At 61.9% G+C, this 24209-nt stretch carries 20 protein-coding genes; 8 read left to right on the plus strand and 12 right to left on the minus strand.

Annotation, left to right across the window (positions count from 1 at the left end; genetic code table 11):
* Positions 1-21 precede the first annotated feature (21 nt).
* A complete protein-coding gene (locus FS777_RS02310; RefSeq protein ID WP_023535742.1) occupies positions 22-1563 on the minus strand; it encodes a phosphoenolpyruvate carboxykinase in 1542 nt (513 codons plus the stop codon).
* A gap of 179 nt (positions 1564-1742) precedes the next feature.
* The gene (gene hslO, locus FS777_RS02320; protein WP_145253829.1) at positions 1743-2642 is read right to left on the minus strand and encodes an Hsp33 family molecular chaperone HslO; all 900 of its coding nucleotides are present in this window, start codon (positions 2640-2642) and stop codon (positions 1743-1745) included.
* A 105-nt stretch (positions 2643-2747) separates the two neighbouring features.
* On the opposite strand from hslO, the gene FS777_RS02325 reads away from it, so the two are divergent.
* A complete protein-coding gene (locus FS777_RS02325) occupies positions 2748-3542 on the plus strand; it encodes a phosphatase PAP2 family protein (protein WP_145253832.1) in 795 nt (264 codons plus the stop codon).
* A 24-nt stretch (positions 3543-3566) separates the two neighbouring features.
* Here the strand turns inward: FS777_RS02325 and FS777_RS02330 are convergent, their stop codons facing one another.
* Positions 3567-3968 (minus strand): RNA-binding S4 domain-containing protein, encoded by a 402-nt coding sequence (locus FS777_RS02330; RefSeq protein WP_058637081.1) that lies wholly within the window; start codon positions 3966-3968, stop codon positions 3567-3569.
* Positions 3969-4077: 109 nt separating this feature from the next.
* Here FS777_RS02330 and FS777_RS02335 point away from each other — a divergent pair, with 109 nt between their 5' ends.
* Entirely contained in the window at positions 4078-4560 is a 483-nt protein-coding gene (locus FS777_RS02335; RefSeq protein ID WP_058637093.1) for an ATP-dependent zinc protease, read from the plus strand.
* Positions 4557-5462 (plus strand): 30S ribosomal protein S6--L-glutamate ligase, encoded by a 906-nt coding sequence (rimK, locus tag FS777_RS02340; protein WP_027914119.1) that lies wholly within the window; start codon positions 4557-4559, stop codon positions 5460-5462. The genes FS777_RS02335 and rimK overlap by 4 nt, the downstream gene beginning before the upstream one ends.
* 84 nt (positions 5463-5546) lie before the next feature.
* Here rimK and FS777_RS02345 read toward each other — a convergent pair whose 3' ends face one another.
* Positions 5547-6860 (minus strand): ATP-binding protein, encoded by a 1314-nt coding sequence (locus FS777_RS02345; RefSeq protein WP_058604725.1) that lies wholly within the window; start codon positions 6858-6860, stop codon positions 5547-5549.
* Between the two features lie 13 nt (positions 6861-6873).
* Positions 6874-7614 (minus strand): two-component system response regulator OmpR, encoded by a 741-nt coding sequence (gene ompR / locus FS777_RS02350; protein WP_058637080.1) that lies wholly within the window; start codon positions 7612-7614, stop codon positions 6874-6876.
* Positions 7615-7830: 216 nt separating this feature from the next.
* On the opposite strand from ompR, the gene FS777_RS02355 reads away from it, so the two are divergent.
* From FS777_RS02355 to FS777_RS02375, 5 genes are all read left to right on the plus strand, one after another.
* Positions 7831-10155, plus strand: coding sequence for a Tex family protein (locus FS777_RS02355; RefSeq protein WP_058637079.1), 2325 nt, complete (start codon positions 7831-7833; stop codon positions 10153-10155).
* Positions 10155-10538, plus strand: a complete 384-nt coding sequence (locus FS777_RS02360; protein WP_058637078.1) for a PaaI family thioesterase — start codon at positions 10155-10157, stop codon at positions 10536-10538. Before FS777_RS02355 ends, FS777_RS02360 begins: the two co-directional genes overlap by 1 nt.
* A 139-nt stretch (positions 10539-10677) precedes the next feature.
* A complete protein-coding gene (gene gshA, locus FS777_RS02365; RefSeq protein ID WP_145253835.1) occupies positions 10678-12270 on the plus strand; it encodes a glutamate--cysteine ligase in 1593 nt (530 codons plus the stop codon).
* Positions 12270-12905 carry a TetR/AcrR family transcriptional regulator gene (locus tag FS777_RS02370; protein WP_078477823.1) on the plus strand — a complete coding sequence of 212 codons (636 nt, stop codon included), beginning with the start codon at positions 12270-12272 and terminating at the stop codon, positions 12903-12905. Before gshA ends, FS777_RS02370 begins: the two co-directional genes overlap by 1 nt.
* Before the next feature lie 79 nt (positions 12906-12984).
* Positions 12985-18468: a hypothetical protein gene (locus FS777_RS02375; protein WP_078477822.1), complete on the plus strand. Its 5484-nt coding sequence runs from the start codon at positions 12985-12987 to the stop codon at positions 18466-18468.
* 48 nt (positions 18469-18516) lie between these two features.
* Here the strand turns inward: FS777_RS02375 and FS777_RS02380 are convergent, their stop codons facing one another.
* The 7 genes from FS777_RS02380 to FS777_RS02410 all read right to left on the minus strand — a co-directional run bounded on the left by FS777_RS02380 (position 18517) and on the right by FS777_RS02410 (position 24050).
* Positions 18517-18732, minus strand: coding sequence for a molybdopterin-binding protein (locus FS777_RS02380; protein WP_003255829.1), 216 nt, complete (start codon positions 18730-18732; stop codon positions 18517-18519).
* Positions 18733-18763: 31 nt separating this feature from the next.
* A complete protein-coding gene (ssuB, locus tag FS777_RS02385) occupies positions 18764-19576 on the minus strand; it encodes an aliphatic sulfonates ABC transporter ATP-binding protein (protein ID WP_078477821.1) in 813 nt (270 codons plus the stop codon).
* Complete coding sequence (ssuC, locus tag FS777_RS02390) at positions 19573-20370, minus strand: aliphatic sulfonate ABC transporter permease SsuC (protein ID WP_058637073.1); 798 nt, start codon at positions 20368-20370, stop codon at positions 19573-19575. Before ssuC ends, ssuB begins: the two co-directional genes overlap by 4 nt.
* 10 nt (positions 20371-20380) lie before the next feature.
* Positions 20381-21529: an FMNH2-dependent alkanesulfonate monooxygenase gene (gene ssuD / locus FS777_RS02395; protein WP_078477820.1), complete on the minus strand. Its 1149-nt coding sequence runs from the start codon at positions 21527-21529 to the stop codon at positions 20381-20383.
* A 57-nt stretch (positions 21530-21586) separates the two neighbouring features.
* Positions 21587-22552 (minus strand): sulfonate ABC transporter substrate-binding protein, encoded by a 966-nt coding sequence (locus tag FS777_RS02400; protein WP_058637071.1) that lies wholly within the window; start codon positions 22550-22552, stop codon positions 21587-21589.
* Positions 22553-22636: 84 nt separating this feature from the next.
* A complete protein-coding gene (gene ssuE / locus FS777_RS02405; RefSeq protein WP_058637070.1) occupies positions 22637-23230 on the minus strand; it encodes an NADPH-dependent FMN reductase in 594 nt (197 codons plus the stop codon).
* 178 nt (positions 23231-23408) lie between these two features.
* Complete coding sequence (locus FS777_RS02410; RefSeq protein WP_078477819.1) at positions 23409-24050, minus strand: peroxiredoxin; 642 nt, start codon at positions 24048-24050, stop codon at positions 23409-23411.
* Between the last annotated feature and the right edge of the window lie 159 nt (positions 24051-24209).

The following is a 24209-nucleotide window of genomic DNA, read 5'->3' on the forward strand; positions in this document are numbered from 1 at the left end:
TTTACTACAACCTGCTTCAGCTTACAGCTGAGGACCCGCAGCCTTGATGGCGTCGGATACATCGAACTTCTTGAAGTTTTCGATGAACAGGTTGGCCAGACCTTTGGCGGCTTCGTCGTAGGCAGCCTTGTCAGCCCAGTTGGTGCGCGGGTTGAGCAGGTCAGTCTCGACGCCTGGTACCGACTTCGGCACGTCCAGGTTGATGATGTCCAGGTGCTCGGTTTCAGCACCGACCAACGCGCCGCTCTGGATGGCAGCGATCACGGCACGGGTGGTCGGAATGCTGAAGCGCTTGCCCACACCGTAGCCACCGCCCGTCCAGCCGGTGTTGACCAGGTAGACCTTGGAGTTGAAGCCGTTGATGCGCTTGATCAGCAGCTCGGCGTACTCACCAGCAGGGCGCGGGAAGAACGGCGCGCCGAAGCAGGTGGAGAAGGTCGACTTGATGCCGCCGCCCGAGCCCATTTCGGTGGAACCGACCAGCGCGGTGTAGCCGGACAGGAAGTGGTAGGCCGCCTGCTCGTTGTTCAGGATCGATACGGGCGGCAGTACGCCAGTCAGGTCGCAGGTCAGGAAGATGACCGCGTTCGGCTCACCACCCAGGTTAGCCTCGGAGCGCTTGGCCACGTGTTCCAGCGGGTAGGCGGCGCGGCTGTTCTGGGTCAGGCTGACGTCGCTGTAATCGGCGTGCTTGTTGGCATCGAGCACGACGTTTTCCAGGACGGCGCCATGCTTGATGGCTTTCCAGATGACCGGCTCGTTCTTCTCGGACAGGTCGATGCACTTGGCGTAGCAGCCACCTTCCATGTTGAAGACGACACCTTCACCCCAACCGTGCTCGTCGTCACCGATCAGGTAGCGGCTCTCGTCGGCCGACAGCGTGGTCTTGCCGGTGCCGGACAGACCGAAGAACAGGGTGACATCACCCTCTTCGCCGATGTTGGCCGCGCAGTGCATTGGCAGTACGTCGGCAGCCGGCAGCAGGAAGTTCTGTACCGAGAACATGGCTTTCTTCATTTCGCCAGCGTAACGCATGCCAGCGATCAGCACTTTCTTCTGGGCGAAGTTGATGATCACGCAACCATCGGAGTTGGTGCCATCACGCTCAGGCTCGCAGACGAAGTTGGCGACGTTGAGGATCTGCCACTCGCCACGACCAGCCGGGTTGAACTGCTCCGGGTTGATGAACAGGCAGCGACCGAACAGGTTCTGCCAGGCCGTCTGGGTTGTCATCTTGACTGGCAGGTAGTGCTCGGCCGCCGCCCCTACGTGGACGTAGGAAACGAAGTGATCCTGGGCGTTGTTGAACGCCTCGACGCGGTCCCACAGGGCATCGAACTTGTCGGCCGGGAACTTGCGGTTGATCGGGCCCCAGGCGATGGCGTCCTGGGTGGAAGGTTCTTCGACGATGAAACGGTCAGCCGGGGAACGGCCGGTACGGTGGCCGGTCTCCACGACCAGTGCACCCGTGTCGGCTAGTACACCTTCACCGCGTTGCAGCGCTTCTTTTACCAGCTCATCGACGCTCAGGTCGGTGTACACGGTGTTGTTGGCTTGCGTCATGAGATACCCCATCCGGCCCGAGGCCGAGTGCTCCAAACGTTTTGTAGTCGTTTCAGAAAAACTACTACAGCGAAAAAAGTGGCCGGATTATGCCAGAAACGCCCAAAAAAAGTAGGCCCCTCCTGTCAGAACCGAGCTTTTGCGCAATTCGACAGGAGAATCTCCTGTAGTGAAACGTTTCAGTGAAGAGTTTCTGAGGCAGAGTCCGTGCCGCCGCCCGCAAAGAGCTGTGCGACATCGCTGGCATCGAAGAAATACCGCTCATTGCAGAACTGGCAGTCGATCTCCACCGTACCCCCGCATTCCTCTACCAACGCCTTGGCATCGGCTTCACCCAGGCTTACCAGCGCATTGCCGGAACGCTCGCGCGAGCAGCTGCAGTTGAAGCGCAGAGGCTGGACGTCGAACAGGCGCACGGCATCTTCGTGGTACAGGCGGTGCAGCAGGGTTTCGTTGGCTTCGGCCCACTCTTGCGGCTTGAGGGTCTTGGCCAGGGCCACTACATGCTGCCAGCTGTCTTCACGTTCCTCGTCGTCGGGCTGACGGTCGCGCGGCAGTTGCTGCAGCAGCAGGCCACGGGCCTTGCCCGCCTCGGCGTGCAGCCAGAACCGAGTGTTCAGCTGCTGGGATTGCACGAAGTAATTGGTGAAGCATTCCGAGAGGTCGGCACCATCGAGCTCGACAGTGCCCTGGTAGCGCTGGCCCTTGACCGGATCGATGGTCAGCGTCAGGTGCCCGCCTGGCATCAGACTGGACAGGGTGGCATCGGCTGCAATCTGGTCGGCCTCGTAGCGGGCCATGCCGCGGATGTCTCGGTCCCCGGAGCACTCGACCATCAGCAATGGAATAGGCCCTGCCGAGCGCGCCTGCAGGATCAGCAGGCCGTCGAACTTGAGGGCACCGACCAGCAGCGCGGTGGCGGCCATCAGCTCGCCGAGCAAGGTCGCGACCGGCGCCGGGTACTCGTGACGCGCCAACACCGCGGCGTAGCTGTCATCGAGAGACACCCACTCGCCGCGCACATCGCGCTCGTCGAAGATGAAACGTTGGGTGAAATCTGTATCTGGCAAATCGCTCATGGTTGTCTGGCTATCTGAAAATAATGACAAGATAATTGCCGGGATTTGCAATCCCGTCGTCGAGCGTTTCGGGCGCTCATTCCCGTTAGGAGATCGAGGTATCTTATGGACAATCGACCACTGTTCCAAGCGAGGTGGTCCTGGGGGCCATTGGTAGCCTGTACGCTACTGCCCATCGCACTACTGTGTTTCTGGTTATGGCCTGTTGGCCAGATGCTGTGCCTGACATTCGACGAATGGCTGTTCCACAGCCTCAACGCACCGCTGGCTGAAAGCACCGCCTGGCGCTACATCTGGACCGTCGGCAGCCTGCGCCCGTTCGACATCGTCGTCGGCCTGATCCTGCTGGCCACGCTGATCCGGGGCGACTGGGTGTTCAAGACCACCCAGGTTCGCCAGGCATTTTTCGGCTTTCTGGTCACGCTACTGCTCTTAGTGGTGATTCGAGCACTGTTTTCCAAGTGGGTCGACGCTGCCGGTTGGCAACACAACAGCCCGTCGATGATGCTCGATGGCGCCGTGCACCTGAGTGACTACTACCCACACCTGGAGGCAACCTGGGAGCTCAAGGACCGTTCCAGCAAGAGCTTCCCGGGCGATCATGCTTCGGTACTGCTCATCTGGGCGCTGTTCATGAGCGTCTTCAGTCGCCGCGTCGGGCAGTACCTGGTGATCTGGGGGCTGGCGGTGCTGTTCATGCTGCCACGCCTGGTCGCGGGCGCACACTGGGGCCAGGATGATTACATCGGCGGCCTGTTGATGGCGGTGCTGGCACTGGGCTGGAGCCTGTACACGCCCCTGGCGGCCAGAAGCAGTGCTGCGCTGGTGCGCTGGACCGCCCCGCTGTTCAGGCTGCTGGGCAGGTTGCCGTTGGTCGGTCGGATGGCCGTACTGCGCTAAGCCTGGGCCGCCTGGCGGCCCCGGCTACTCGAAGCTTCCGTGCAATTGATGTATCTGGCGGCGCTGCTTCTTGGTCGGCCGCCCATCGGTGGTGACACCGGCGGCACCGGCCTTGCGCAGCGCCGCAGCCTGCTCGCGCCGGCGCACGCTTTCTTCGGTTTCTTCATACAGGGCCTGCGCTTGCGGTGCACCGCGGCGTACGGCCGACAGCGCCTTTACCACCACCGTGCGCTCGTCGAAGCCCGTACGCAGGACGAATTCATCGCCCACCCGCGGCTCCTTGCCCGGTTTGCATCGCTCGCCACGGCAATGCACCTTGCCACTTTCGATGGCCGCCTTGGCCAGCGCACGCGTCTTGTAGAAACGCGCAGCCCACAGCCATTTGTCCAGGCGAACCTTGTCGTCATCTTCGACTTTCTGTGCCATCCCGATACCTCGAATTCCGTGATTGGGGGAACTGTACTACCGTAAGCATCGGATGCAAAAATTCCCCGCCATGCTTACAGTTCACTCTCTCATCCGCTGGGTGCGTTTCGTGAAGACATTTGATCATCTGACTGTAATTGGCCTGCGGGAATGGGTAGCCTTGCCCGAGCTGGGCGTGGCAGGGCTACGCGCCAAGATCGACACCGGCGCCAGCACCTCCAGCCTGCATGCCACCGAGATAGAACCTTTCGAACGCAATGGCCAGCCGTGGGTCCGATTCACTGCGCACCTGGGTTCGATCGTGCAATTGCGTCACCGCCGCTGCGAGGCGCCGCTGGTGAGCATGAAATCCATTCGAAGCTCCAATGGCCACGCCCAAACCCGTTATGTCATTCGCACCACGCTCGCGTTGGGTGACAGGGTATGGGCCGTCGAATTCACCCTGGCTTGCCGCAAGAGCATGCGTTACCGCCTGTTGCTGGGTTCCAAGGCCCTGATTCACGGCCAGTTGGTCGTCAATCCGGGCCTGAAGTACGTACAAGACAAACCTGCCTTTCCGGCCACCCACACTACCTTGACAGGTGCTGCATGAAGATCGCTGTGCTTTCGCGTAATCCGCGTCTGTATTCCACCCGCCGCCTGGTCGAAGCCGGTACCCAGCGTGGTCACGAGATGGTGGTGATCGATACCCTGCGGGCCTATATGAACATCGCCAGCCACAAGCCGCAGATTCACTACCGCGGCAAGCCACTGGAAGGGTTCGATGCAGTCATCCCGCGCATTGGTGCCTCTGTCACTTTCTATGGCTGCGCTGTGCTGCGCCAGTTCGAAATGATGGGGGTGTACCCGCTCAACGAGTCGGTCGCCATCGCACGTTCGCGCGACAAGCTGCGCTCGTTGCAATTGCTGTCACGCCGCGGCATTGGCTTGCCGGTAACTGGCTTCGCCCATTCGCCCGATGACATTCCGGACCTGATCCAGATGGTCCACGGCGCCCCGCTGGTGATCAAGGTCCTCGAGGGCACCCAAGGCATTGGCGTGGTGCTGTGCGAAACCACGAAGGCAGCCGAATCTGTGATCGAAGCCTTCATGGGGCTCAAGCAGAACATCATGGTCCAGGAGTACATCAAGGAAGCCGGTGGCGCTGATATCCGCTGCTTCGTGGTGGGTGACAAGGTGATCGCGTCGATGAAACGCCAGGCCAAACCCGGCGAGTTTCGCTCCAACCTGCACCGTGGTGGGGTTGCCAGCCTGATCAAGATCACCCCGGAAGAGCGCATGACGGCCATTCGCGCAGCCAAGGTAATGGGCTTGAGCGTGGCCGGCGTCGACATTCTGCGCTCCAACCACGGCCCACTGGTGATGGAGGTCAACTCGTCACCGGGGCTGGAGGGCATCGAGGTGACTACCGGCAAGGACGTAGCCGGCATGATTTTCGAACACCTGGAGAAGAACGGCGGGCCCAACCAGACCCGAACCAAGGGCAAGGGCTGATCGCCCCGCTGGCCGCCTACTAGGCCAGCCTGCTTCCTCGGTGGCTGATCGGCCCCTGGAAGCACGCCAGTGCCAGACTTGCGATCAGACAGCGTTGCGCGGCAATAGCAGCCCCAAGGGTAACCGTACCCGCGCTTCGATACCGCCCCCAGAACGATTGCGCAGCTCGACGTTGCCGCCATGCTGGGCGGCGATTCGCTTGACGATGGCCAGGCCCAGCCCGGTGCCTTTGCCGCCTCGGGCACGGTCACCCCGAATGAACGGGTTGAAGATGGTCTCGAGCTCGGATTCGTCGATTCCTGCCCCTCGGTCAAGCACGCTCAGCACCACATACGGGGCGCTTTCGTCCCCCGAGACATAGGCTGCAACCTCGACGCCCTTGCCCGCATGGTGCAGGGCATTGCCAATCAGGTTGCCCAACATGCGCTTGAGCGACACCCGGCGCAATGGAAACGGCGGTATGGGCTCCAGGCACAAGCGAACACGTTCCTCGGGCTGGTTGTAGGGTGCGACCACTTCACGCACCAACGCGCCAAGATCGACTTCTTCGAGGGGCTCGTCCCGCCCGTCGCGAATGAACGCCAGGAACTGGTCGAGAATGGCGTCCATGTCTTCGATATCGCGCACCATGTCGTCGCTCAGCTCACTGTCGCTGCCGAGCAAGGACAGTGAAAGTCTCAGCCGGGTCAGCGGGGTGCGCAAGTCGTGGGAGACGCCAGCCAGCATCAACTCGCGCTCGCGCCCGGCTTGCTCGACATCCTCGGCCATCTGGTTGAAGGCTTTGTACACCTCGGTCATTTCGCTGGGCGTGTCGCTGACCGGCAGGCGCACACTGCGCCCCTGGCCAAGCTGGCGCGCGGCGAACACCAGGCGTTTGAGCGGCTGGTTCAACTGACGCACGAATATCCAGGCTGAGGCAGTGGACAGCAAGCCAATGGCCAGGAACCAGCCCAGCACGTTCCAGATTTTCTGCCCGCGCAACGGGTGGGGATACAACGGCACTTTCAGCCAGCCCGGGCCCAGGCTGGGCGCGTTGACCCATAAGGCAGGCGGTGCATGGATGCGCAGCCGTACCTCGGTGTCCTCGCCAAGCTCGGCCTGCATCTGCCGTTGGTAGATTTCGCTGTAGGGCCAGTGCTGCTCGCCCTCCGGTACGCCAGCACCGGTTACCCGGATCAGGCCTGCCGCCTCGGCGATCTGGTCACGGTTCTCTTCATCGGCCGCCCAATAGGCGCGCAAGGTCAATGCCACGCCGTGGCTGTACTGCCGATCGACCAAAACGTCCTCGTTCATCAGCAGGTAGACCAGGGTCAACGCCTTGGAGAACAGGACGACGATCAGCACCAGCCACAAGGTGCGCGCGAAGAAACTCTGCGGAAACCACAGCGGCGTCTTCATCTAGGCAGCAGCGTCATTTGCCGGCGTTTCCATCCGGTACGAACACATAGCCCACACCCCATACCGTCTGGATGTAGCGCGGTTTGGACGGGTCTGGCTCGATCATGCGGCGCAGGCGCGAGATCTGTACGTCGATGGAGCGCTCCAGCGCATCCCATTCACGCCCGCGTGCCAGGTTCATGAGTTTGTCGCGGGTCAACGGTTCGCGAGCATGCATCACCAGGGCCTTGAGCACGGCGAATTCGCCCGTGGTGAGCATGTGCACCTCGTCGCCACGCTTGAGTTCGCGAGTGGCCAGGGACAGCTCGTAGTCGCCGAAGGTGACCGACTCGTCCTCGCTGCCCGGCGCACCGGGTACCGAAGGTGCCTGGCGGCGCAGCACGGCCTTGACCCGGGCCATCAGCTCGTCGGGGTTGAACGGCTTGCCGAGGTAGTCGTCGGCGCCCAGTTCAAGGCCCTTGATGCGGCTGAGCTCGTCACCTTTGGCCGTGAGCATGATGATGGGGATCTGATTGTTCTGTTGGCGCAGGCGCTTGCAGGCGGACAAGCCGTCTTCGCCCGGCAGCATCAGGTCGAGCACCACCAGGTTGAACACTTCACGCTGGAGCAGGCGGTCCATCTGCTCGGTGTTGGGGACCGCGCGGGCACGATAACCCTTGCTGGTGAAGAAACGTTCAAGCAGGCTGCTGAGCCCTGGATCGTCGTCGACGATCAGAATTTTTTCACCTTCAGCGGTAGTTGGCGTGCCGGTCATGAATTACTCCTCTGGTATCGCTGCGCATTATGGCGTAGCCGCTGCAACGCGTGCCGTGAGCATTGTTAGCAGATTTTTCCCGGGACGCCACTTCCAACTGGCGCCAGGCCATCACCGCAAGCCGTTTGCGATGGGTATAATGCGCCGCTTTCATCCAGCGCCGCCGGGCGAAAGGCCCACCGGCGACTCCGTATTCAAGAACGTCAGGTGGTTTACATGGACAGCATCAACAGCCGTATCGCCGAGGAACTGGGCGTACGCCCACAACAGGTCGAGGCGGCCGTGGGCCTGTTGGACGAAGGCTCTACCGTGCCTTTCATCGCCCGTTACCGCAAAGAGGTGACCGGCAGCCTGGACGACACCCAGCTGCGCCACCTGGAAGAGCGCCTGCGCTACTTGCGCGAACTCGACGAGCGCCGCATCAGCATCCTTGCCAGCATCGAGGAGCAAGGCAAGCTGACGCCGGAACTGGCGCGCGAGATCAAGCTGGCCGACACCAAGACGCGCCTCGAAGACCTCTACCTGCCCTACAAGCAAAAGCGCCGCACCAAGGGCCAGATCGCCCTGGAAGCTGGCCTGGGCGAGCTGGCCGACAGCCTGTTCGCCGACCCGTCCCTGGCCCCGGAAAGCGAAGCGGCGCGCTTTGTCAGCGCCGACAAGGGCGTGGCAGACGTCAAGGCTGCGCTGGAGGGAGCCAAATACATCCTCATGGAGCGTTTCGCCGAAGATGCAGCCCTGCTCGACAAACTGCGCAGCTTCCTCAAGCAAGAGGCGGTGCTCAGCGCGCGCGTGGTGCCCGGCAAGGAAGAAGAAGGCGCCAAGTTCCGCGACTACTTCGCCCATGACGAGCTGCTGCGCAGCGCGCCGTCGCACCGCGCGCTGGCGATCTTCCGCGGGCGCAACGAAGGCGTGCTCAGCGCCTCGCTGAAAGTGGGCGAAGAGCTGCCGGGTACCCTGCACCCGTGCGAATTGATGATCGGTGAGCACGTCGGCATCGAGAACCGCGGCCGCGTGGCCGATAAATGGCTAGGCGAAGTGGTGCGCTGGACCTGGAAGGTCAAGCTCTACACCCACCTGGAGACCGACCTGTTCGGGGAACTGCGCGACAATGCCGAGGGTGAGGCAATCAACGTCTTCGCCCACAACCTGCATGATCTGCTGCTGGCAGCGCCTGCTGGTCCGCGCGCCACACTGGGCTTCGACCCTGGCCTGCGCACAGGCTGCAAGATCGCCGTGGTCGATGCCACTGGCAAGCTGCTCGACTACACCACTGTGTATCCCCATGCACCCAGAAACGAATGGGACCGCACGCTTTCGGTGATGGCTGCGCTGTGCGCCAAGCATTCGGTCGAGCTCATCGCTATCGGCAATGGCACCGCCAGCCGCGAGAGCGACAAGCTGGTGGCTGACCTGGTCAAGCAGTACCCTGCCCTGAAGATCACCAAGGTCATGGTCTCCGAAGCCGGCGCCTCGGTGTACTCGGCATCGGAGCTGGCGGCTCGGGAATTCCCCGACCTGGATGTATCGATCCGTGGCGCGGTCTCAATTGCACGTCGCCTACAGGATCCACTGGCCGAGCTGGTCAAAATCGATCCCAAGTCCATCGGCGTGGGCCAGTACCAGCACGACGTGTCGCAAGTGAAGCTGGCACGCGGCCTCGACGCCGTCGTCGAGGATTGCGTGAACGCCGTCGGCGTGGACGTGAACACCGCGTCGGTCGCCCTGCTCACGCGTATTTCGGGCTTGAACACGACCCTGGCACAGAACATCGTGGCCCACCGTGATGCCAACGGCCCGTTTGCCACCCGTGCGGCCTTGAAGAAGGTCAGCCGGCTGGGTGAGAAGACCTTCGAGCAGGCCGCAGGCTTCTTGCGCGTGATGAACGGCGACAACCCGCTGGACGCCTCTGCCGTGCACCCCGAGGCTTACCCGCTGGTGCAGCGCATCGCTGCCAATACCGACCGGGACATCCGCTCGCTGATCGGGGACAGCAGTTTCCTCAAGCGCCTGGACCCGAAGAAGTTCACCGACGAAACCTTTGGCCTGCCCACGGTGACCGACATCCTGCAGGAACTGGACAAGCCTGGCCGCGACCCGCGCCCGGAGTTCAAGACGGCCACCTTCCAGGACGGGGTCGAGGACCTCAAGGACCTGGAGCCTGGGATGATCCTGGAAGGCGTAGTGACCAACGTCACCAATTTCGGCGCGTTCGTGGATATCGGCGTGCATCAGGATGGGCTGGTGCACATCTCGGCGCTGTCGGAAAAGTTCGTCAAGGACCCACGCGAAGCGGTCAAGGCTGGCGATGTGGTCAAGGTCAAGGTCATGGAAGTGGACATTCCGCGCAAGCGTGTTGGCCTGTCCATGCGCATGAGCGACACGCCGGGCGAAAAGGTCGAAGGCAACCGGGGTGGCGGACGTGGCCAGGGGGGTGGCCGTCAGCAACCGGCGCCCCGTCAGCGCGAGACCGCCACTGCAGCGCCGGCCAACAACGCCATGGCTGCCCTGTTCGCCAACGCCAAGCAGTTGAAGAAGAAGTGATGGACGTGGCGCCGGAGTACGTACAAAGCGCCTTCAGCCAACTGCTGGGCTGCAGCCTGCAACGCCTGGAAGCGGGCGTTGCCGAGGTAAGCCTGGCGGTGGCGCCGCACCTGCGCAACCGGGGCCAGAAGCTTCATGGCGGGGCGATCTTCAGCCTGGTGGACATCGCCATGGGGCTGGCCTGCTCGTCCAGCCACGGCTTCGAGCAGCAGAGCGTCACCCTCGAATGCAAGATCAACTACCTGCGCGCCGTCAGCGATGGCGAGGTGCTATGCACCGCTCGGGTATTGCACGCAGGGAAGCGCACGCTGGTGGTCGACGCTGACGTAGTTCAGGGCGACAAGCTGGTGGCCAAGGCGCAAGGAACCTTCGTCGCTCTCTAGCTCACAAAGCACTATCTGCGGTAATTTCGGCAGTGCGCGCGCACTGCTGGGGCCGCGGTAAACCAGGCGACAACGCCCGTTCCCTTCCACCTACCCTTGTAGACCGTCCTCTCTACCCCCATATTGGGGCGACTGACGCGTGAAGGAATACATCTTGAGCACACTCCTCAACCGCCGCCTGAGCTTGCTCGGCGCCAATCTCCCCTTGCTCAAGCAGTGTCTGCACGGCATTGAGCGCGAATGCCTGCGCGTGACAGACAGTGGCCGTCTGGCCCAGACACCGCACCCTGAAGCACTAGGCGCGGCGCTGACCAACGAACAGATCACCACCGATTATTCCGAATCACTGCTTGAATTCATCACCCCCGCGCTGCCTGACGCCGCTGCGGTGCTGGAAAACCTCGAGCAGATTCACAGGTTCGTCTATACCAAGCTTAGCGATGAGTACCTGTGGAGCCCGTCGATGCCGTGTTCGCTGCCGGCTGAAGAAGATATCCCCATCGCCGAGTACGGCACCTCCAACATCGGCAAGCTCAAGCATGTCTATCGCAAGGGCCTGGCCCTGCGCTACGGCCGCACCATGCAGTGCATCGCCGGCATCCATTACAACTTCTCGCTGCCCGAGGCCCTGTGGCCATTGCTGCGCGAAGCCGAAGGCAGCACTGAGAACGAACGGGATTACCAATCGGCCGCCTACATTGCCTTGATCCGCAATTTCCGTCGCTACAGCTGGCTGCTCATGTACCTGTTCGGCGCCTCGCCCGCCTTGGACAAGGGCTTTCTGCGGGGTCGCGCCCATCAGCTCGAAGAGCTCGATGGCGAAACCCTCTACCTGCCCTACGCCACCAGCCTGCGCATGAGCGACCTGGGCTACCAGAGCAATGCCCAGGCGGGCCTGACGCCCTGCTACAACAACCTGGCCAGCTATACCGACAGCCTGCGCAAGGCGGTGGGCACGCCGTACCCACCCTATGTGGAGATTGGCACCCATGTCGATGGCGAGTGGGTACAGCTGAACACCAACATTCTGCAAATCGAGAACGAGTACTACTCCAACATCCGTCCCAAGCGGGTGACCTACTCAGGCGAGCGCCCAATCCAGGCGCTTACCTCCCGCGGGGTGCAGTACGTGGAGGTGCGCTGCCTGGACATCAACCCGCTCCTGCCGGTGGGCATCGACCTCACCGAGGCACGCTTTCTCGATGCGTTTCTGCTGTTCTGCGCGCTGGACGACAGCCCGCAGCTCAACAACAACGAATGCAGCCAGTGCACCAGCAATTTCCTGAGCGTGGTCAAAGAAGGCCGGCGTCCAGGCCTGAAGTTGCAGCGTGATGGGCAGCCTGTACCTCTCAAAGACTGGGCCAGCGAGTTGATTGCTCAGATCGGTCAATTGGCCAACCTGCTCGACCAGGCCCAGGGCGGAGATGATCACGTGCAGGCCCTGCAAGCCCAGCAGGCGAAAGTCGACGACCCTGAGCTGACCCCATCGGCCCAGGTGTTGGCGCGCATGACCGAGCATGACGAGAGTTTCATCGCGTTCTCGCTGCGGCAAAGTCGTCTCCACGCCCAGACACTGCGCGAGCAGCCCCTGAGCCCCGACCAGCAGCAGGCCTTCGAAACACAGGCGCGCGAGTCCCTGGCCAAGCAATCCCAGATGGAACAGGAAGAAGTGGGCGAGTTCGACACCTTCGTGGGCGCCTACCAGGCCAGTATCCTGGCAATCAGCAACTGATGACCCGCAACACCTCAGCGCGCAAGCCACGCGCCAGCAGCCAGGCCCGGATCGAAGCGATCCTGGCAGCTGCCCGCGAGCTCCTGGCAGAGGGCGGGGTGGCTGGCCTGTCGATCTACAGCGTGGCCGAGCGCGCGCAAATCCCGCCGTCGTCGGTCTACCACTTCTTCGCCAGCGTGCCTGCGCTGCTCGAAGCCCTGACTGCTGACGTTCACCGGGCATTTCGCGAAGCCCTCAGCGCGCCCATCGATAGCAGCGCGCTCACCACTTGGCACCAGCTGTCCCGGCTGATCGAACAGCGCATGCTGGACATCTATCATCAGGACGCCGCGGCCAGGCAGCTGATTCTGGCCCAGCATGGGCTCAGTGAAGTGGTGCAGGCCGACCGCCGACACGATATGGAACTGGGCGAACTGATGCACCGCCTGTTCGACCGGCACTTCCAGTTGCCGAGCCTGCCAGACGATGTACACGTGTTCGCCCTGGCCATGGAGCTGAGCGACCGGGTCTATGCCCGGTCGATGCAGTTGTTCGACCAGATCACCCCACGCATGGCCGAAGAAGGCATGCGTGTGTTCGAAGCCTATATGTCCCTCTATCTGCCGCCCTTCCTGCCACCGCGCAAGGCGAGCTGAACCTATACATCTACCACCGGCTGAACCATCGCGATGCTTTCAATGGGGGCACCACATGCCGACCCATTAGGACATCACCATGCCCACCACTCCCGCCCAGTCGGAACTTATCAAGACGTTCTCCGCCTCGTCCCTGACCGCCGTACCCGAACGTCTGGCCGGCAAAGGTAATTTGCTGGTCGCCGCACAGCCGGCCTTGACAGCCTGCACCACGCAGCTCAGAGCACTGTTCGGTCAGGCGCCCAGCCTGCGTCAGACATTGCTCGATACGCTGCAGGCTCAGTTACGGATAGACCCAACCCATTGCGGGCTGCGTGATGAGACCAGGCAGATCACCTTGCTTTCATTCGCAGCCCGCCTGCTGACGAACCCAGCGTTCACCCGCCCGTTTGCCAGCTGGACAACGTGGGGCTTTGCACAGGGCAGTGCTCAGGCTCAGCTGAACGCCGCTGACTGGATACGTTACCTTGGGCCGCTGGCAAGCACCGCTAGGCTGCGGGCTACCAATGGTTACTGGGCTGCCCGCATGCCGGGTACTGCCGTATCACGCCAAAGCCACGCAAGCACCCTGCTGCGCGAGCATTTCGAGCGCAGCCTGGACATTGCTTACGGACTGGGAAAGCTGGAAATCACTGCCTGGCTGACTGCAAGGCGAGCCACACCAAGCTTTGCTCAACTGCAATGGCAGCCCACCGGCGCGCCAACGCTTAATAGTGTTGCGGCGATAGTTGTAGAGCCCGAACCAGAAGCCACCGGCTGGTTGCTGTACATCCCAGGACTCACGACCTGCACTGTGCCTTTCAATGACCTGCAGCACCTGCGCACTTGGGTATTCGAGAACCGTCATATCTTTTGGTCGGACCCGCGATGGCCCATCACCCTGGGCAGCAGCGACAATGTACTCATCACGCCGCTACACGGCGATGGATTCAGCGCTCTGATGGCAGAAACGCTGGCGCAGCAAGAGGGCCTCATCGACCACCACCTGCTGCAGGCGTGCCAAACCCACGCCATTGACCCACTGGACTGGACAGACCTGCAGGCATGGGAGAATAAGCGAAACGCCATCGTGGCAGGGGCTCTGCCCGAGAACCTGACGGAACAAATCGCTCAGGTATGTGCTGACGACGCCGCCATGGCTGCGCAGGAGGTACACTTCGCCTGCCTGGAGCAGCACCTGCCCATCGCCTGGCGCCAGCAGCTTGTCGAACAGCAGGAAGCCCTGCTGGAGGGTTACCTGAAAGGCGACACTGCACCGACTTCGGCCAAAGTGACACTGTTGCGCGAACAACAGGCGGCGCAGGACCTGTTGAAGAGCACGCTGGACACCTACCTACTCGCCCTGCCAGAGCCTGTGAGTAGCGCCATGCTGCAACAGCCGGCCGGCGACATCCCCAGGCGCACACAGATTGCAGAGGGGCTATGCAAGGCATTGCTGGCCGAAGCACGGCTGCAACACACGCTGGGCGAGTTGACAGCTACCCATCTTGGCTGGGTGGAAAACCTTGTGGACAGGCCTGAGCCAAGCCTGCAAAGGCCTGTACAGGTTCGCGCCTTGGCAGTGACCAACGCCGGTGAGCGCTGGGTATTGAGCGGTTACATAACAGTGCGTGAGCTGCCGGCCGAGACAGGCCAAGCGCATGACCCAAGCCTGTTGCTGTACCGCCCAGGCCAACGTGGCGGGCTGCTGATGTTCGCGGACGAACCGGCACTTGAACGCAGCCTGCTGGCTACCCTCGACGGTGCATGGCCTGATGCACTGCTGGAGGCGGCCCACGCCAGCGATGGCGTGCCGCTGCACGCTAGGCTGAGCAAGACGCCCACCTTTGCATTCGAGCATCCGCCCGTCGATGGGCACTTCATGTTGCACTGCGTTGACGCCATCGCTGCGGCTCTGCCAGCCGACACGTCATGCGAACAAGCGCGTCAGCGGCTGTGCATCAGTGAACATCTCGCCAGGTTGACAGCCTTTGCGCGATTCGCCGAGAAAAACCGCAGCAGCCATTTTCAACAAAACCTGCCCCGATTGAGCCATCTCGATGCACAACAGATCGCCGCAGTGGCTGCCCAGATCGAAACACTGCAAGCGTCACTGCACACATCTGCAAGCCTTCTCGCTTTAAGTCTGCAGCCGCGCGACCAATTTGCCCGCCAACTGCTCAAGGACTACTTGCAAACCGAATTCGGTGTGCAGGATGCCGGGCAGATCACCCTCGACATCGCTGACAGTGTCACCATCAGCAAAGTGGTCACGGGCCAATCGGCCGCCGGTGGTGCCGGAGCGCGGGATGTGCCCATATTCAGCACGGCCCGCAGCGATGTGCCCCTTGAAACATTCATCATGGTGGCGCTCGATGAACATCGCCGCTTGCGCCTGGGCAATGCCACCGTCAAGTTCGAACCTGCCAACCCTTACCTGGCCGCGCGGCTTACGCCGGCGCGCATTGCCGCACTGGTCACCGAACTGGATGCCGCGGGCCGCTTCGAGACACACATCGTTCAAGCCTACCTGGGCTTGGAGCACGAAACGCCCTGGCAGGTCGCTTGGCGTCAGGAAACCCTGCGTGCGCCTTACGAACATCGCTTGAAGCTTCTGCTGCTAAGCCGCCCTGCCAGCCTGGATGCCAGCGGCCAACGCATGCTTGAAACGTTTTACAACGAACAGGTGGCTGCAGGCGCAGCCAGGACCCTTGCCTACCACTCGCTGGAGTTGAAGCCAGGAGTAGCAGCAGATGGTTCGAGCGACAACGTCGCTCTGTCCGGCATCGCGCTGGTGCAGGGCCAGACAAGCCCTGTGTTGCTCTATATGCCGGATGCGCCCAATGGCAAGGTCGTCAGCCAGTACTCAGACAGCGATGCGGCATGCCAAGCGCTGCAAAGCATGGCCTTGGACAAAGCCATGGCCCGCTACCTGGCTGAGCAAACCTTGAGCGGTGATCCGGATGAGCATGAGCGATACATCGACGCCGCACTGAAGTCAGGATTTCACGGGTTTATCGGCATAGGCATTGCGCGTCCCGAATCCTTGCCTACCTATGAAGCTCGTCAAGGCATGGGGGCGCTCATTCGCATCCATCGTAACACCTCTCGCAGCCAGGCCGATGTGGCCCTCGCTGCGCCACAGGTATTTGACCATTACTTCTTCATGGGGCTGCGAATGGTACTGGGGGTATTGCCAGGCGTGGGTACCGGCCTTGCACTTTTCGATGGCTGGCAGGCGGCTACTGCTGCGGTCACTGCTTTCGAACAACGCAACCTGGAAGAAGGCCTGATGCACCTCGTCAGCCTATTGCAGTCGCTCAGCGATGCTGTACTGACCATGGCCCCAACGGGTGCAGCTATTGGCAAGCCTGCTATCACAGCGCGGCTATTGGCCCAGCAACGCCAGCGCCTGCAACCCCTGCGGCAGGTGAGCGGAACACCCCAACCGTCCCACAGTGCCTTCGGCGGCTATGAAACGGACCTGCCCATCGGCCCGATGAAGCGCTCCAGCCTTCCCCAGGGCGCTGGCGTGTTCGAGCATACGGCAACGCGGCAAACATACATCACGCGCAATGCCGCCTGGTACGCGGTTGAATGGGACGCCGCTTACCTGACCTGGAGGCTGAAACCCCACGGTATGCGCAGCTATCGTCAACCTGTACGCCTCAGCGAGCACGGTGTTTGGGAAACGCCTGGCCGCCTCAGTGGCCTGCTGGTGGACAGCGCCCTGCGCGGAGGCGGCGGTGCACTCACCACACTGCTCAATCACGGTGTTGCCTATTGGCGCAGAGCAATGCGCGCCCAGCCCAGGCGCCTTACAGGGCTGGAATTGGCACACGACATCAACGACGAACTCGTACGCTGCCGGTCCCGTTTGGCGCAGAAGCAGGCGGCCTACCGCGCGGCAGTGGAGGCTGTGGCCGAAGGTACGCAGCCCACTGACGGGCAACGAGCTGCCTACGTCAATGCACGCACGCAACTGGCTGAAGAAGTTCAGGGCAACATCGCGTTCAATGAGCAGGCCGTGGCGCGCCTGCGGGAGCAACGTGCCACGCTGGCTCGGGCAGATTACGTACGCTTCAAGACCCTGTGCGAGGAAAACATTGTTGAAATGGCGGTGCTGGACATGCACCTGGTTTCAGCACGCTTTACCTTCGCCACCGACCAGATCAAGCTGGCGTACAGCGCCGTTCAGGCATTAGCTGAATCTACCGTACCCACGTCGGTGGCCAAGCGCCTGACCCAGAATACGTTGGCGGCAAATAGAGAGATGGTGCTGACGCTGATGGAGGCCGAGCGCCTGGCAACCAGCCATCAGGTACGGCGCAGGGCCTTGCAAGGCAATACCCTGAGCACATACATGGCCCGTGCCCAGCAGACCGGCCTGGTGCTGGACCTGAGCAACATCCGCGTGGTCAGGGCGTCGATTCTGTCGGTCACCCTTTTCGAGGCAAGCGCGGTAGAACACCCGCATATGGGGGCCTTCATGACCCACTTCCATGAACAGGGGGTTGCTCTGCGCAGCACGCTGTACAGCCAGGTTCAGCTGCCGCAAGCGCGCCTCAGCCGGGCCCAGGAACGCACGTTCCTCAGCCACGCCAGAAGCCGCTATGTGCGCTACCTGAACCACCTGACGGCATGGGAAGACAACTTCACGGACTTGCTGGCACCAGCAGAAACCTTGTCGTTTCGTCAACTCATGCGGGAGTTGATCGACGAAATCGATGCCAACCTCGCCAAGGCCAGCTCAGCCCGCCCTTCTACCGACCACCCCCCGCAGGGCGCGAGCCGCCCACGCTTGTTCGAGACGGTGGAGGGACCGTTGATCGGTAACGAGTTCGTCGAGCGCGGCCAGGCGCGCATGCGTATCAACCAGCCCAATTCCGAACAGCCGCACACCGTTTACGCCAAAAGCGAAAACGGCAAATGGCAACAGGTAGCAAACGAGCCCCAGATGCCGACGCCCCCCCTCTCCTCGCTGCTTGAAACCGCCAGTGCCCGTCTGGCCGCCATCGATCAGCAACGGGCCAAGCTGCACCAGTATCGGAAACCACAAACTCTCCCGGTAGACCTGGAAGACATCGCCGAAGGCCACGCCCAGCAGCTGCGTTTTCTGGGCGAGAGCATCCGGCGCAAGGCGGGTACTTCGTTAAACGCCAGCCACCTGGCGCTGATCCAGCAACTGGACACCGCTGCAGCAGAGATGCATGCCCTGGGCCGGCAACTGCGCATAGCCCAGAGCAAAGCAAGCAGTAAGCCGACGGTGGCTTACCTGGAATACCTGGTGGAGCAGCAGGAGGTAGAGCTTGGCTGGTCGCGCACGCTGAACCCGAAACGGGACCGCAAAGGCAACCCGGTGGAGTATCTTGAGGAATACCGCATAGTGGATCGGGCCAGCGGGCAGCCGCTGTGGTATGCGCACTTCCACTTCCGGCACAAACCCTCAAGCGGCTTCACTCGACTTGAAGCAGGCCACCTGAAACTGGCCAGCGAACGGGACCTGGGGGAAGGGGCATGGCGCGCGGCCATGACCGAGGCTCAGGCCAACAAACTGTTCGGCAGCCTGCGCCCGGCTGACTGACAAATGCTCCATCACCCGGGCTGCCTGACAGCCCGGGTGCCACTTGCCTTACAGCTTGGCGATGGACACTTCGGTGGATTTAACGAAGGCGATCACTTCGCTGCCAACCTGCAGCTCCAGTTCACGCACCGAGCGGGTAGTGATCACCGAGGTGACGATACCGGAAGCAGTCTGCACGTCGATTTCCGACAATACCGGGCCTTCCAGAATTTCTTTCACAGTGCCTTTGAACTGGTTACGAACGTTGATGGCTTTGATGGTCATGGGGTAATTCCTTCTAAGGGCTTCAGTGGGTTCAGAGCGCCCAGCGCAGTTGCGTGGGCAAAGGGGCTACAGGGTCAGGTTCGGGGGCTGTGCCCGGCGCCGACAGAACACGTTGCAGGACCTCGCTTTCCAGCGCGGCCAGGCGATGGGAGCCACGTGCACGGGGCCGAGGCAGGTCGACGGCAAGGTCCAGGCCCACCTCGCCTTCTTCGATCAGAATCACCCGGTCGGCCACGGCGACCGCCTCGCTCACATCATGCGTCACCAGCAACACGGTGAAGCCATGCTGGCGCCACAGGCGCTCGATCAGTTGCTGCATTTCGATGCGGGTCAGGGCATCCAGCGCGCCGAGCGGCTCATCAAGCAACAGCAGGCGCGGCTGGTGGATAAGCGCACGGGCCAGGGCCACGCGCTGCTTCTGCCCACCGGACAACGCTGCAGGCCATTCATGGGCGCGATCGGCCAGGCCTACCGCTTCCAGTGCCTGCAAGGCACGGGGCTGCCAGTCTCCTTTGAGACCCAGGCCAACGTTATCGATGACCCTTTTCCACGGTAACAGGCGGGCGTCTTGGAACATCAAGCGGGTTTCTTCTCGAGCCTCTTCCAGCGGCGCCGCACCGGCCAGCAGCTGCCCGGCAGTGGGCTGGTCGAGCCCGGCCAGCAAGCGCAGCAGCGTGCTTTTGCCGCAGCCGCTGCGCCCTACGATGGCGACGAACTGGCCAGCCGGGATGTTCAGGTCGAGGCCCTTCAATACTTCGCGAGGGCCAAACGCCTTGCGCAGGCTGCTGGAAGCCAGCGGGATACCGCGCAGCAGGCGTTGTGGCGAGTCGTTCAGAATGGTCATACGGCCTCCTTCCTTGCCACCTGATAGGCCGGGTGCCAGCGCAGCCATATACGTTCAAGGCCGCGGGCGGCCAGGTCTGCAAGCTTGCCCAGCACGGCGTAGAGGACGATGGCCAGCACCACCACATCGGTTTGCAGGAACTCACGGGCGTTCATGGCCAGGTAACCGATGCCGGCATTGGCCGAGATGGTTTCGGCAACGATCAGGGTCAGCCACATGAAGCCCAGGGCAAAGCGCACACCCACCAGAATCGAAGGCAGCGCACCCGGCAGAATCACCTGACGGAACAGGCTGAAACCAGACAAGCCGTAGCTACGGGCCATTTCGACCAGTGCTGGGTCGACGTTGCGGATGCCGTGGTAGGTGTTCAGGTAGATAGGGAACAGCGTGCCCAGCGCTACCAGAAAGATCTTCGCCGACTCATCAATACCGAACCACAGGATCACCAGCGGAATCAGTGCCAGGTGCGGTACGTTACGGATCATCTGCACCGAACTGTCGAGCAGGCGCTCGCCCCAGTTGGACAGCCCCGTGATGAAGCCCAGCACCAGGCCGATGCTGCCACCGATCAGAAAGCCCAGCCCGGCACGCCAGCCGCTGATGGCCAGGTGCGTCCAGATTTCTCCGCTGCGTACCAGGTCGACGCCGGCTGACAGCACGGCGCTGGGCGCTGGCAGAATGCGGGTCGACAGCCAGCCCGCGCTGACCGCCAGTTGCCACGCGGCTAGCAGCAGTACCGGCAGCGCCCAGGGCGCCAAGCGCTCTATCACGGTATTCGAGGTTTTCCGACTCATACAATGCCCCTCATCGCTGGGCCACGGACTTGGGCAGGATGTCGTTGGCAACCATCTCGCCGAACGGGCTCACGTAGCCGCCGCTGGTCGCAGGCTGAGGCCGTTGTACGTCCAGGTGCGGGAACAACAGTTCGGCCACCCGGTATGACTCTTCAAGGTGCGGGTAGCCAGAGAAGATGAAAGTGTCGATGCCCAGGGCGGCATATTCCTTGACCCGCGCGGCGACGGTCGGGCCATCGCCCACCAGCGCAGTGCCTGCACCTCCGCGAACCAAACCTACCCCCGCCCACAGGTTAGGGCTGACTTCAAGCTTGTCGCGGCGGCCATTGTGCAGCGCGGCCATGCGCTGCTGCCCTACCGAGTCGAAACGGGCGAGCGACGCCTGGGCGCGAGCGATGGTGTCGTCGTCCAAATGGGATATGAGTTTTTCAGCCGCGTCCCATGCTTGCGCATTGGTCTCACGCACGATCACATGAAGGCGAATGCCAAACCGCACTTCGCGGCCCTGAGCAGCTGCCTTATCACGCACCTGGGCGATCTTTTCAGCCACCGCGCTGGGCGGCTCGCCCCAGGTCAGGTACAGCTCGACCTGCTCTGCAGCCAGGTCTTGGGCGGCTTCGGAGGAACCACCGAAATACAACGGTGGACGAGGCTGCTGGATGGGTGGGTACAGCAGCTTGGCGCCTTTGACCTGGATGTGTTTACCGTCGTAATCGACTTCTTCGCCTTCAAGCACCTTGCGCCAGATGCGGGTGAATTCGACAGACGCTTCGTAGCGCTCCTGATGATTGAGGTGCAGGCCGTCACCGGCCAGCTCGTCCGGATCGCCACCGGTTACCAGGTTGAACAGCGCCCGGCCATTGGACAGGCGATCGAGCGTGGCGGCCTGCCGCGCGGCGACCGTCGGCGAGATGATTCCAGGGCGCAGGGCCACCAGGAACTTCAGGCGTTCGGTAACAGGGATCAGGGACGCGGCCACCAGCCAGGAATCCTCGCAGGAACGCCCGGTGGGTATCAGCACGCCGCCGAACCCCAGGCGGTCGGCCGCCTGGGCAATCTGCTGCAGGTAACCATGGTCCACCGCCCGGGCGCCTTGCGCGGTGCCCAGGTACTTGCCATCACCGTGCGTGGGGAGGAACCAGAAGATGTTGAGGCTCATTGGAGTTGTCTCCTAAGGGGTAGCTGAGCCGGGGAGCGCCCGGCACGGACAGATCAATCAAGGCGCACTGGCAACCTTGGCCGGGGGTGTCCAGATCACGTCCTTGATGCGCAGCGGCTTGGGTATCAGCTTGAGCGTCTGAAAGGTGTCTGCGATTTTCTGCTGGGCCACCACGACGTCCGACGTCAAGGGCGCTGCGCCGTAGCCTTGGCGCTTGACGGACGTCAGAGTGATGTCCGGCGCGAGCCCGAGCAGCGGGGCGACCTGGTCGGTGACTTCCTGCGGGTTGGCCTGCGACCACTCACCGACCGCACGTACCTGATCGATGACGGTATTGATGACGGCCGGGTGCTGATTCGCATAACTGCGCGTGGCCAGGTAGAACTGATGGTTGTCGACCAGGCCCTGGCCGTCACGCAGGGTGCGGGCTTGCAGCTGCTGCTCGGCGGCGGCCTGGTACGGGTCCCAGATGACCCAGGCATCGACACTGCCACGCTCGAACGCTGCGCGCGCATCGGCCGGGGGCAGGTAGACCGGTTGAATATCGGTGTACTTCAGGCCTGCATCTTCGAGCGCCCGCACAAGCAGGTAATGGACGTTGGAGCCTTTGTTGAGGGCGACCTTCTTGCCCTTGAGTGCCTGCACCGACTGGATCGGCGAGTCCTTGGGCACCAGGATGGCCTCACTGTGGGGCGCGGGTGGCTCGTAGGCCACGTACAGCAAGTCGGCCCCGGCGGCCTGTGCGAATACCGGAGGCGTTTCGCCGGTCACACCGAAATCGACAGACCCGACGTTCAGCCCTTCAAGCAGCTGGGGACCACCGGGAAACTCGGTCCACTGCACCTGCACGCCTTGCTCGGCCAGACGCTTTTCCAACGTGCCCTTGGCCTTGAGCAGCACCAGGGTGCCGTATTTCTGATAACCGATGCGCAGGGTTTCAGCCTGTGCCTGGGTAATGGCGCCGAGGGACACAGCCGCCGCAAACAGGGCGACCAGACCACGACGCAAGAAGATTGTGCGCATGGCGCTCTCCTGTGCGATGGGGTTCGGGTTGCACCTGCTTGCCTCGTTGACGGGCGAGTAAGGTGATACAGCGGGTTTGCCGGGTCAGATGCTCCAGCGAGCACTGATCAGGCGATCATTGAGCACGCCGGGTGCGACCGGGCGCGGGCGCCTGGCCAGGGCCAGGTGGAAGGTTTCCAGCGAGTCGTGCAGCCGTTCTTCAAGGGCAGGCGCCAGCTGGGCCGGCTTACTGCCTTCGGCATAGGCGATCTGGCTGTCATCGGCAAAGATCCCTTGCAGGGTCTCCTGGGCCTTGAGAGCCGACAGTACGGGCTTGAGGGCGTAATCCACGGCCAGCATGTGGGCGATGCTGCCCCCAGTGGCGATGGGCAGCACGACCCGGTTGGCCAGTGCGCGCTCGGGCAGCAGGTCAAGCAGGGTTTTCAGCGCGCCGGCGAACGACGCCTTGTACACCGGTGTGGCAACGATCAGGCCATCGGCCTGGGCCACCAACTGTTGGAAGTGCTGCACGTGTGGGCTTTCGAAGCGGGCATGCAACAGGTCTTCGGCAGGAAAGTCGCGCACCTGCAAGGTGACGACTTCAACGCCACGGTGCTCGAGCCACTGCCGCGAACGTTCGAGCAGCACGCCTGAGCGTGAACGAGGACTTGGGCTACCACCGATTGATACGACCAGCATTGCTGCGCTTCCTTGGGTTACGGTGGAATGACATTAGCAGTTTTCTTATATATCTATAAATCATATTTAATTCTTTGTTTATTCGATTTAGATATTTTCAAGCTAATTTAGGTCAAAAAAAGGGCCGTCGAAACGGCCCGAAAATCCCTGCTTGGCTAAGCGTTATGCAACACAGTACTTACGCTCGGTTCGGTTGAGGCGTCAGACGCAAATAGGGCTTGACCGCCGTGTAGCCTTTTGGAAATCGTTGCCGGATCTCTTCTTCGTCCTTGAGCGAAGGAACGATCACCACATCGTCACCGTCCTGCCAGTTGCCTGGCGTGGCTACCTTGTGCGAATCGGTCAGTTGCAGCGAGTCGATTACCCGCAAAATCTCGTTGAAGTTTCGCCCGGTACTGGCGGGGTAGGTAATCGTCAGGCGAACCTTCTTGTTCGGGTCGATGACGAACAGTGAGCGTACGGTCAGGGTATCGCTGGCGTTTGGGTGGATCAGGTCGTACAGGTCCGACACCTTGCGGTCGGCATCGGCGAGGATCGGGAAATTGACCACGGTCTGCTGGGTTTCGTTGATGTCTTCGATCCAACGGTGATGCGAGTCCACCGGGTCGACCGACAGTGCGATGGCCTTGACCCCGCGCTTGGCAAATTCATCCTTGAGCTTGGCCGTGAACCCCAATTCGGTGGTGCACACCGGGGTGAAGTCGGCAGGGTGCGAGAACAGCACGCCCCAGCTGTCGCCCAGCCATTGGTGAAAATGGATTTTGCCTTCGCTGGAATCCTGTTCGAAATCCGGGGCGATATCGCCGAGTTTGAGGCTCATGGGATGCAGCTCCTGTGCTGGGGTGCCTGTGGAATGAATGTGCCTGAATTTCATCAACCTTAAAAAGAATAAATAAAGCTTTGTTAATGCTTTTTATGCATAACAAATTTCACTCACAAAAAAGCCTCGCATCAAGCGAGGCTCTTTATGTGGCTACGG

This window comes from Pseudomonas sp. DE0157 (assembly GCF_007678615.1).
In the GTDB taxonomy this organism is placed as follows: Bacteria; Pseudomonadota; Gammaproteobacteria; order Pseudomonadales; family Pseudomonadaceae; genus Aquipseudomonas; species Aquipseudomonas parafulva_B.